Origin of the sequence: Kitasatospora sp. NPDC057198, assembly GCF_042670125.1 — a bacterium.
Classification (GTDB): domain Bacteria; phylum Actinomycetota; class Actinomycetes; order Streptomycetales; family Streptomycetaceae; genus Kitasatospora.
Genome location: NZ_JBHUWH010000274.1, coordinates 1 through 10,566 on the forward strand (window position 1 = coordinate 1; position 10,566 = coordinate 10,566).

Here is a 10,566-nt window from a genome sequence, read left to right on the forward strand (position 1 = left end):
GCCCCGCCCCCCTTGTGCGGGAGGGCGGGGCCGGGCCCCTTCAGTGCTTCTCGGCGCTTCCGGCCGACGGCTCAGCGGCCGTCGAGCGGCACGTAGTCGCGGATCTCCACGCCGGTGTAGATCTGCCGCGGGCGGCCGATCCGGCTGGTCGGGTCCTTGATCATCTCGTGCCAGTGGGCGATCCAGCCGGGGAGCCGGCCGATCGCGAACAGCACGGTGAACATGCTGGTCGGGAAGCCCATCGCGCGGTAGATCAGGCCGGTGTAGAAGTCCACGTTCGGGTAGAGCCGGCGCGAGACGAAGAAGTCGTCCTTGAGCGCGTGCTCCTCCAGCTTGAGGGCGATCTCCAGCAGCTCGTCGGACTGGCCGAGCTGGGCGAGCACCTCGTGGGCGAGCACCTTGACCTGCGCGGCGCGCGGGTCGAACGCCTTGTAGACGCGGTGGCCGAAGCCCATCAGCTTGACGCCGTCCTCGCGGTTCTTCACCTTGCGGATGAACGCGTCGACGTCGCCGCCGTCCTTCTGGATCTGCTCGAGCATCTCCAGCACGGCCTGGTTGGCGCCGCCGTGCAGCGGGCCCCACAGCGCCGAGATGCCCGCCGAGATGGAGGCGAACAGGTTGGCGTGCGAGGAGCCGACCAGGCGCACCGTCGAGGTGGAGCAGTTCTGCTCGTGGTCCGCGTGCAGGATGAGCAGCTTGTCCAGGGCGTTGACCACGACCGGGTTGAGCTCGTAGTCCTCGGCCGGGACGGCGAAGGTCATCCGCAGGAAGTTCTCGACGTAGCCGAGGTCGTTGCGCGGGTAGACGAAGGGCTGGCCCATCGCCTTCTTGTACGCGTACGCCGCGATGGTCGGCAGCTTCGCCAGCAGGCGGACCGTCGACAGGTTGCGCTGCGCCTCGTCGAACGGGTTGTGGCTCTCCGGGTAGAACGTGGAGAGCGCGCCGACCACCGAGGAGAGCATCGCCATCGGGTGCGCGTCCCGGGGGAAGCCCTGGAAGAAGCGCTTGACGTCCTCGTGCAGCAGGGTGTGCTGGGTGATCTCGTTGCTGAACGCGGCCAGCTCGCCCGCGTTCGGCAGCTCACCGTTGATCAGCAGGTAAGCGGTCTCGATGAAGTTGGCCTCCGCGGCCAACTGCTCGATCGGGTAGCCGCGGTAGCGCAGGATGCCGGCGTCACCATCGATGAAGGTGATCGCGGACTTGTTGGCGGCGGTGTTGCCGAAACCGTTGTCCAGGGTGACCAGGCCGGTCTGCGGGAGCAGCTTCGAGATGTCGAAGCCGGAGTTGCCCGCAGTGCTCTCGACGACGGGGTACTCGTACTCGCCGTCCTGGTACCGCAGTACTACCGATTTGTCGCTCACGTCTTCCTCACCGACGAAATTGATCCTCATCCGACTGCCCTGACTGTCTCAACGATCCCCCACCCGAAGGACGGCCGCGCACCCGGGGGTGGCCCCGGGAAGGACCGGGGCCTACAAACTCCGCTGCCGCCACCGGTGCGAACCGGACAAGATCGGCAGCGGCACCGGACCAGGTTCCGCCCTAAATCTCTTCACGTCAAGACAACCTCTGAACGTACCGTACCGCCTCGAACTCAGCCCGCAGCCAATCTGTGGCCCAGCGCGGAGTGCCGCCGGTCGGTGCTCACCGCCCGCACCGCCTGCCCGATGGCCTTGCGCGACCCGACCAGCACCACCAGCTTCTTGGCCCGCGTCACCGCCGTGTACAACAGGTTCCGCTGGAGCATGTTCCACGCCGAGGTGGTGACGGGAATCACCACCGCCGGGTACTCGCTGCCCTGCGAACGGTGGATCGTCACCGCGTACGCGTGCGCCAGCTCGTCGAGCTCGTCGAAGTCGTACGGCACCTCCTCGTCCTCGTCGGTCATCACCGTCAGCCGCTGGTCGTCCACGCTCAGTGCCGTCACGACGCCCACTGTGCCGTTGAAGACGCCGCTGCGCCCCTTGTCGTAGTTGTTCCGGATCTGGGTGACCTTGTCGCCGACCCGGAACGTCCGCCCGCCGAACCGGCGTTCGGGCAGGCCCTCGCGGGCCGGGGTGACGGCCGACTGGAGCAGCGTGTTCAGCGCGCCCGCGCCGGCCGGGCCGCGGTGCATCGGCGCCAGCACCTGGACGTCCCGGCGCGGATCGAGGCCGAAGCGCTGCGGGATCCGGCGGGCCACCACGTCCACCGTCAGGCCGGCCGCGCGCTCCGCGTCGTCCTCGACGAACAGGAAGAAGTCCGGCAGGCCCTCGGTCAGCGGCGGCAGGCCCTCGTTGATCCGGTGCGCGTTGACCACCACGCCGGACTGCTGGGCCTGCCGGAAGATCCTGGTCAGCCGCACCGACGGGACGGGGCTGCCGGGCGAGAGCAGGTCCCGCAGCACCTTGCCCGCCCCCACCGAGGGCAGCTGGTCGACGTCCCCCACGAACAGCAGGTGGGCGCCCGGCGCGACCGCCTTGGCCAGCTTGTTCGCCAGGATCAGGTCGAGCATCGACGCCTCGTCGACCACCACCAGGTCCGCGTCCAGCGGCCGGTCCCGGTCGTACGCGGCGTCCCCGCCCGGCTTCAGCTCCAGCAGCCGGTGCACCGTGGACGCCTCCGCGCCGGTCAGCTCCGCCAGCCGCTTCGCGGCCCGCCCGGTCGGCGCCGCCAGCACCACCTTCGCCCGCTTCGCCAGCGCCAGCTGCACGATCGACCGCACCGTGAACGACTTGCCGCAGCCCGGCCCGCCGGTCAGCACCGCGACCTTCTCGGTCAGCGCCAGGCGCACCGACTGCTCCTGCTCCGGGGCGAGTTCGGCGCCCGTCCGCTTCGCCAGCCAGCCCAGCGCGGCCGGCCAGTCCACCTCCTGGAACCACGGCATCCGGTCCTCCGGGGTGCGCAGCAGCCGCAGCAGCTGGCCGGCCAGCGAGACCTCCGCCCGGTGGAACGGCACCAGGTACACCGCCGTGACCTCCTGCCCCTCCGCGCCCGGCAGCCGCTCGCGCACCACGCCCTCCTCGGCGACCAGCTCCGCCAGGCAGTCGATCACCAGCCCCACGTCCACCTGCAGCAGCTTCACGCCGTCCGCGATCAGCCGCTCCTCCGGCAGGTAGCAGTTCCCGTCGTCGGTGGACTGCGACAGCGCGTACTGCAGGCCCGCCTTCACCCGCTCCGGCGAGTCGTGCGGGATGCCCACCGCCTGCGCGATCCGGTCCGCCGTCAGGAAGCCGATGCCCCACACGTCCGCCGCCAGGCGGTACGGCTGGTTCTTCACCACCCCGATCGAGGCGTCGCCGTACTGCTTGTAGATCCGCACCGCCAGCGAGGTCGACACCTGGACGCCCTGCAGGAAGACCATCACCTCCTTGATGGACTTCTGCTCCTCCCACGCCTTCGCGATCATCTTCGTCCGCTTCGGGCCCAGGCCCGGCACCTCGATCAGCCGCTTCGGCTCGTTCTCGATCACCTCCAGGGTCTCCACCCCGAAGTGCTCCACGATCCGCTCGGCGAACCGCGGGCCGATACCCTTGATCAGCCCCGAGCCCAGGTACCGCTGGATGCCCTGGACGGTGGCCGGCAGCACCGTCGTGTAGTTCTCCACCGTGAACTGCCGCCCGAACTTCGGGTGCGAACCCCACCGCCCGAACAGCCGCAGGCTCTCCCCCACCTGCGCGCCCAGCAGCGCCCCCACCACCGTCAGCAGGTCGTTCGCGCCGCGGCCGGTGTCCACCCGGGCGACCGTGTACCCGGTCTCCTCGTTGGCGTACGTGATCCGCTCCAGGACCCCCTCCACCTGCGCCAGCTGCACCGGACACCTCACCCGCGATCAGGAACACACCACCGCGAAAGGTACTCCGCCCGGCTGACACCCCGCCCCGACCCGACGAAGCGGACCCGACGGGGCCGCGCGCCCGCGGCGCACGGCCCCGTCACCCCCGGGAGGACCCGCCGCTACCCGCCCTCCCCCAGCCGGAGCACCCGCGGGACGCGCCCGCGCCCCGCCACGCCCTCCAGCGCCGCCGCGCACGGCACCAGCACCAGCAGTCCGACCGCCGCCACCGCGACGCCCGCCCAGTCCGGGGCGAACGCCGGCGCACCGGGCCCCTGGGTGAAGGCCCGCAGCTCCAGGGCCGGCCCCAGCAGCCACGGCAGCGCCAGCCCGAGCAGCGTGCCGCCGACCACGGCCGCCGCCACCACCGGGAGCAGCTGGACGAGTTGGACCCCCGCCGCGGCCCGCCCGCCGAGCCCCAGCGTCCGCAGGTGGGCGAGCACCCGCCCGCGCTCCACCGAGCTGAGCAGCAGCTCCAGGACCACCGCGAGCAGCCCCAGCAGCAGGCCGATCGCCGCCGACGCTTGGAACGCCGTGTCCAGCGCGGACACCAGCCCGTCGGCCGACGACTCCCGCAACTCCCGGTCCAGGTAACGGATCTCGATCGGCGCACCGCGGCTGATCGCCCCGCCCGCCGCGCCGCCGCCGCCCGCGCCCGCGGCCGCCGCCGAACCCGCCACCACCGTCCGCAGCCGCTCCGCGTCGATCCGGCCCGCGCCCGCCGCCGATCCGGGCCGGCCCGGATCGGCGAACAGCACCGCCGCGTTGCGCTGCCCGCTCTGCTTGGGCAGCCGCTCCGCGCCCGGACCGCCGAACACCAGCAGTCCGCCCGCGGTGCCGGCGTCGCCCACCACCGGCCCGATCGCCCGGTCCGCGGCCGCCCCGTCCGGGAGCGTCCCGACGATCCGCGCCCGGAACCGGCTGATCCCGGCGTCCACGTCGAACGCGCCGTCCGGGAACCGGTCCGCCGTCGCCCGGTCGGCCAGCGCCGGGAGCTCCGCGCCCTCGGCCAGCGGCTCGGCCAGCTCCGGGGCGGCCAGCGCCGCGGCCAGCCGCGAGGACGGCTCGAACCGGGCCAGCTCCGCCGGATCCACCCCGACCAGGCCCACGCCCCGCAGCTTCGCGCCGTCCTCGTCCGAGGTCAGCGTGCCCTGCCCGCCGCGTACCTGGAGCACCCCGGCGACCCCCGGCACCTTCCCCAGCCCGTCGACCGGCAGCGCGCGCTGCGACGGCCCGAGGACCACCGCATCACCGCCGGTGCGCCAGCGCGCGGCCTCCGCCCGGCCCTCCCGGACCGTGCCGGACACCAGCGCGCCGAACACCGCGCAGGCCAGCGCCGGCACCAGCACCAGCAGCGCCGTCGCCGCCGCGCCCGAACGCCGCCCGGCCTGCGCCAGGCCGACCAGCGCGACCGCGCCGCGACCGCGCCGCGCCCACCGGGTCACCAGCCGCAGCGGCACCGGGTACACCCGCAGCACCACCACCACCGCCGCCAGGCCCAGCACCACCGGCACCAGGGCCATCTGGGGATCGGTCCCGGCCCCCGCCGGCACCGCGCCGCGCAGCCGCAACTGCAGCACGCCCACCACCGCGAGCAGCAGCACCGCCCCCTCCGCGGCCGGCCGCGCCGACAGGCCCAGCGCCCGCTTCAGGCCCCGCCGGCGCACCGGCTCCCGGCCCGCCCGGCGGGCCTCCCGGCCCTGCCACCACACCGCCACCGCCGGGGCGCACGCCACCAGCGCCACCGCCACCGCCGCCGGCCACCACGCGCCCAGCGGCCGCCCGCCGGACCACCGGACGGACACCGCCCAGCCCGCCAACAGGCCCGCCAGGGCCGCCGGGACGGCCTCCAGCAGCCGAACGGCGGCCAGTGCGGGCTCACCCGCGCCGCGGGCCCGCTGCAGCGCCAGGGCCCCCTCCCTGCGCCTCGCGCCGAGCCGGGCCGCGGCCACCGCCGTGGACACCCCGACCGACAGCAGGCCCGCCAGCGCGAAGGACTGCAGCACCACCGTCCGGACCCGCTGCACCGCGAACGCGTCCGCCAGCCCCGACACCTGCTGGGTCAGCGTCGGCGGCGCCATCGTCCGCGTCCCGGCGTGGCAGGGGAACCGGTCCGAGACCACCCCGCCGCACGCCGCCATCGCCAGCGCCTCGCCGAACCCCCGGGCTCCGCTCGACAGTTCGGCCGCACCGGCCGCCGTGCCCGCGGTGCCCCAGGGCTGCTCCGCGGTCCAGAACACCCAGGTGGCGTCCAGCGACCGCGAGCCGCGCGCCTCCATCGCCTCCAGGCCCGCCGCGGACACCATCGCCTGCCCGTACCTGATGTACACGCTCGGCCGGTCCTGCGAGTCCATCGGCGAGTTCAGCAGCGGCAGTTCGCGCCACAGGTCGTCCGAACCGTCCAGCGGCTCGAACTCGCCGACCACCACCGCGTCGGTGAAGCCGGTCCCCCCGGGCGGCCCGGAGAAGTGCACCCGCTGGCCGACCTTCAGGCCGAACTGCTCCAACGAGGCCGCGGACAGCCCCAGTTCGACCGGCGCCTTCCCCGGATCGGCCGGCAGCCCCGGCGCCCGGCCGGCCACCCAGCGCACCCGGTCCGCCGCGTCCTGCGCGTACACCAGCGACAGCACCCCCGGGTTGCCGTGCGGCTGGGGCACACCGTCGCCCGACAGTTCCATGCCGGCGGCCTGCGCCCAGCCCGACACCCGGACCAGGGACCGCGCCAGCTCACCGGAGGAACTCTGCCGCATCCCCTCCCCGACCCTGGTCAGGTCCTCGTCCAGGGTGCCGAACCGCGGCGCCAGCGACGCCCCCTTGCCGTCCACCGGCGGGTTCACCGACGCGACCGCCTTCAGCAGCGGGCCGTTCACCTGCGCCACGTCCAGCCGGCGCGCCACCTCCTTCGTCGCCAGCCGGTCGAACACCGGCGGCCACAGCAGCGTCGCCACCGTCAGCACCGCCGACAGCACCGCCAGCACCACCAGCACCGGCCAGCCCGTCCGGGCCTCCCGCGCCGCCGGCCGCCAGCCGCCGAACCCGCCCGGCCGCAGCCGGACCGAACGCCTTCCGTCCCGCCCGATCATCCGTTCTCCCCCGCCCGCAGCTCACGCGCCAGATCGACCCGCGCCAACATCCGCGACAGCACCAGCACCACCGAACCGACCCCCAGGCCGGTCGCCAGCACCACCACCGCCGTCCAGCCCCAGCCCACCGTCGGCTCCAGCGCCGGGAACACCGCCCGGCCGCCGTTGTCGACCACGATCAGCGGCAGGACCACCGCCGCCAGCACCACGCCCAGGACGGCACCCAGCGCCACCGCGAAACCGACCACCACCGACTGCTCCAGCCGCAGCACCCCGGCCAACTGCCGGCGCCGCACGCCGAGCGCCCGCAGCACCGCGAACTCCCGCCGCCTGGAACGCGCCGACCCCACCGCGTGCACCGTGAACCCGGCCACCGCGAACACCGGCGACAGCACCAGCGACAGCACCAGCGCACTGCGCCGCCCGGACCGGAACGGGTCCGCGGCCAGCGCCGCCGCCCGCGCCCGGACACTGTCCACCCGGCCCAGCCGCGGATCGGCCGCGATCGCCCGCTCCGCCCGCACCCCGCCGTCCTCCGACGACGCGGCCAGCAGCCACGCCTCGTCCGCCACCGGGTCCGACCCGAGCACCGACCGGACCGCGGACAGCGCCTTCAGATCCACCAACACCTGTGGCACGTCACGCCCCTGACCACCCGGCAGGTCGTCCAGCACGCCGACGACCAGCAGCCCGAACTGGTCCTCCTCCCCGGACAGCAGCCGGGTCTGCGCGCCCGCCGCGAGCCCGGTCTCCCGCAGGAAGGCCGCGTTCACCAGCGCCGGCACCACGTCCCGCTTCTTACCCCCGGACTGCGGCAGCAGCGCGAACGACACCGTGTCGTCCCCCGTGCTCAGCGAGAACGACTCCGCCTCGTCCGCGGGCACCCCGATCTCCGGAGCGGCCGCGCGCACCACCGCCGTCAGCAGCGCCCCGTCCGACCGGGACGACGACGAGCACACCCCCGACTTGAGCTCCGGCCACCCCTGGCCCGCCTCGTCGCGCCCCGGGCACCCCAGGCCGACCGCCCGGTCCGGCGTCCCCCGGGTGACGTTCGCCCACCGCGTCGCCTCCGGCATCGAAGCACCCCCGACACCCGACACCGTGAGCGTCAGCAGCGCCCGCGGGTACCCCTTCACCGGCGCGGACCGCAGCGACAACCGGGTCACCTGCAACGGGTAGTGCAGCCCCTCCGCGGCCAGCGGCAGCGACACCGTACGGGACACCCCGTCCGGCACCACCCGCGCCCGGAGCGACGCCACCAGGCCGCCCGCGTCCTCCACCTGGGCCTCCAGCCACACCGGGCCGGTCCGCTCCACCGGGTCCTGCGACGCCACCGACGCCTGCACGTCCACCGACGCCGGCCGCCCCGCGAGCACCATCCCGTGCGCCGGGACGTCCGCCCCCAACCGGTCCAACTGACCGGCCAGCGAGCCCCGTTCCAGATCCGAACGCAGCGCGGGCACCGCGTGCACCGACGCCCCCGACTCCATCCGGGCCGCGGTCGCCACCGGCCGCACCGCCCCGGCGTCCAGCCCGAACACCGTGGTCGGCACACCGCGCACCGTGCCCTGCACCGACACCAGCGGCGTCACCGCCGCCACCCCGGGCAACCCCGCCAGCGCCCCGTACCGCTGCCCCACCGGGAGTTCACCGCCCGACACCCGCAGGTCCGCGCCCACCTCGAACGCGGCCCGGTCCCGGTCGTTCGGCGGCTCGCCGGCGATCACCGTGGTGGTCAACGCCCCCACCGCCAGCGCCAGCGCCATCAACAGCACCGGAGCGCCCTGCCCCGCACGCCCCCGGCTCACCTGCCAGCCGCCCAACGGGGCCACCAGACCCCGCCCGCGCCGCGCCAGCGCCTCCAACAACCGCCCCAGCGGCGGCAACAGACGCAGCAACAGCAACGCCGCCGCCACCGTCATCACCACCGGGGCCACCACCAGCACCGGATCGAACCCGACCGCGCTCGACGCCGGACTCAGCAACCCCCGGTACTGCCGCAACTGCCAGTACGCCAGCACCGCGACCGCCGCCAGCACCAGGTCCGCCCCGGCCCGCTGCGCAACCACCCGGCGCGCACTGCGCGATGGCGTCTCCCGTTCGCCACCGTCAGCCGTCCACACCACCGGCAGCAGCGCCGCACACCCGTGCAGCACCAACGCCGTTCCCGCCACGGCCCACGCCGCCGGCCCGGACGCCTCCGCGGCCGCACCCTCCACCGGCAACCCCAGCCGCTCCAGCAACCCCAGCAGCGGCCCCGCCGCCCACAGCCCCAGCAGCGCCGCCGGCACCGTGCACAGCGCCCACTCCGCCGCGGCGGCCCCCAGCAACCGGGCCCGACCCGCGCCGCGCGCCAACTGCAGCAGCAGCTCCGCCCGCCGGAAGTCCGCCAGTTGACGGGCCGTCAGCACCATCGTCACCGCCGACAGCACACCCAGCATCGTCACCGGCACCAGCATCCCGGAACGCGCCACCATCATCGGCGACCGCAGCCCGTCCAGCGCCTGCGGGATCTCACTGACCGCCCGCAACGTCGTCAGCGGCGGCTCCGTCCCGTGGAACACCGACCTGACCACGTTGCCCCCGGTCAGCTGCTCCACCCGGTCGCGCACCGCCGTCAACCCGTCGATCCGCAACCCCCGGACGTCCGGCACCGCCGTCCACTGCACGTCCACCTCCTCGTGCAGCAACGGCGCCGTCCGCAGCAGCTCCCGCGACGCCAGCACCAGCCCCGACGGCGTCCTCAGCGACGACGACACGGCCCACGACCGCCACACCGCCTCCGTCCCCGGCGCCGGCCGGTACACCCCGCTCACCGTCACCGGCATCGACGCGTCGATCCTCTTCACCGGCATCGTCGCCCCGACCGACACCCCCAGCCAGCGCGCCGCCTCCTCCGACAGCGCCACCTGCCCCGCCCCCTGGGGCCAGGCACCCCGCGTCAACTGCGCGAAGCGCTGCGGATCCGCCACCGCGATCGGCACCACCGGCAACCCCGAGGCGTTCGCCCCCGTCGCCGCCCCGACCGTCGACCCCGGCGGCAGCGGCACCGACAGCGCATTGGAACTGTGCAGCACCTCCTCCACCTGCACCGGCACCCCCGGCAACACCCGCCGCAACGCCGCCCGCACCTGGGCGTCCGCCTTCGCGTCCGCCCCCTCCGCGTACCGCCCCGCCACCGAGACGGACAGCCGCGGATCACCCTCCAACCGCTGCCGCATCCCCTCCGTGACCGAACTCGCCGTCAACGCCGTCAACGCCGTCAACACCGCCACCGCCAACAACACCGTCACCGCCGCGGCCCCCAGCACGACCCCGTGCTGCCCGGCCCGGCGCACACCGGCGGGTGAACCCCGCCCGTCCGCTCTCATGTCCCCCGAAGTCCTTCCGTCGTCGATCGTCGATCGGTGGTCTGGACCAATCCTGCTGACGGGCAGTCTGCCGCCAACCCCTCTGTCCAAACAACCGTCCGACGATCACGGACCGGACTCGTTCGCCTGCCGCCGACCCCCGATTTCGACCCGGGAACGCGAAAAAGCCCCCCGACGTCCCGTCGGGGGGCTTTTCCTTCAATGATTGTTCGGCGGCGTCCTACTCTCCCACAGGGTCCCCCCTGCAGTACCATCGGCGCTGTGAGGCTTAGCTTCCGGGTTCGGAATGTAACCGGGC

4 protein-coding genes and 1 rRNA gene are annotated in these 10,566 nt (G+C 74.3%); all 5 read right to left on the reverse strand.

The features are described 5' to 3' along the window. Nucleotides 1-71: 71 nt before the first annotated feature. Entirely contained in the window at nt 72-1,361 is a 1,290-nt protein-coding gene (locus tag ACFUEL_RS26240) for a citrate synthase (RefSeq protein ID WP_380239226.1), read from the reverse strand. A gap of 233 nt (nt 1,362-1,594) precedes the next feature. Further along, a complete protein-coding gene (locus ACFUEL_RS26245) occupies nt 1,595-3,793 on the reverse strand; it encodes an ATP-dependent RecD-like DNA helicase (protein WP_380239227.1) in 2,199 nt (732 codons plus the stop codon). Nucleotides 3,794-3,936: 143 nt separating this feature from the next. Further along, nucleotides 3,937-6,897, reverse strand: coding sequence for a hypothetical protein (locus ACFUEL_RS26250; protein WP_380239228.1), 2,961 nt, complete (start codon nt 6,895-6,897; stop codon nt 3,937-3,939). After that, nucleotides 6,894-10,268: an FtsX-like permease family protein gene (locus tag ACFUEL_RS26255; RefSeq protein ID WP_380239229.1), complete on the reverse strand. Its 3,375-nt coding sequence runs from the start codon at nt 10,266-10,268 to the stop codon at nt 6,894-6,896. The genes ACFUEL_RS26250 and ACFUEL_RS26255 overlap by 4 nt, the downstream gene beginning before the upstream one ends. Before the next feature lie 207 nt (nt 10,269-10,475). Further along, nucleotides 10,476-10,566, reverse strand: a 5S ribosomal RNA gene (rrf, locus tag ACFUEL_RS26260); the annotation flags it as partial.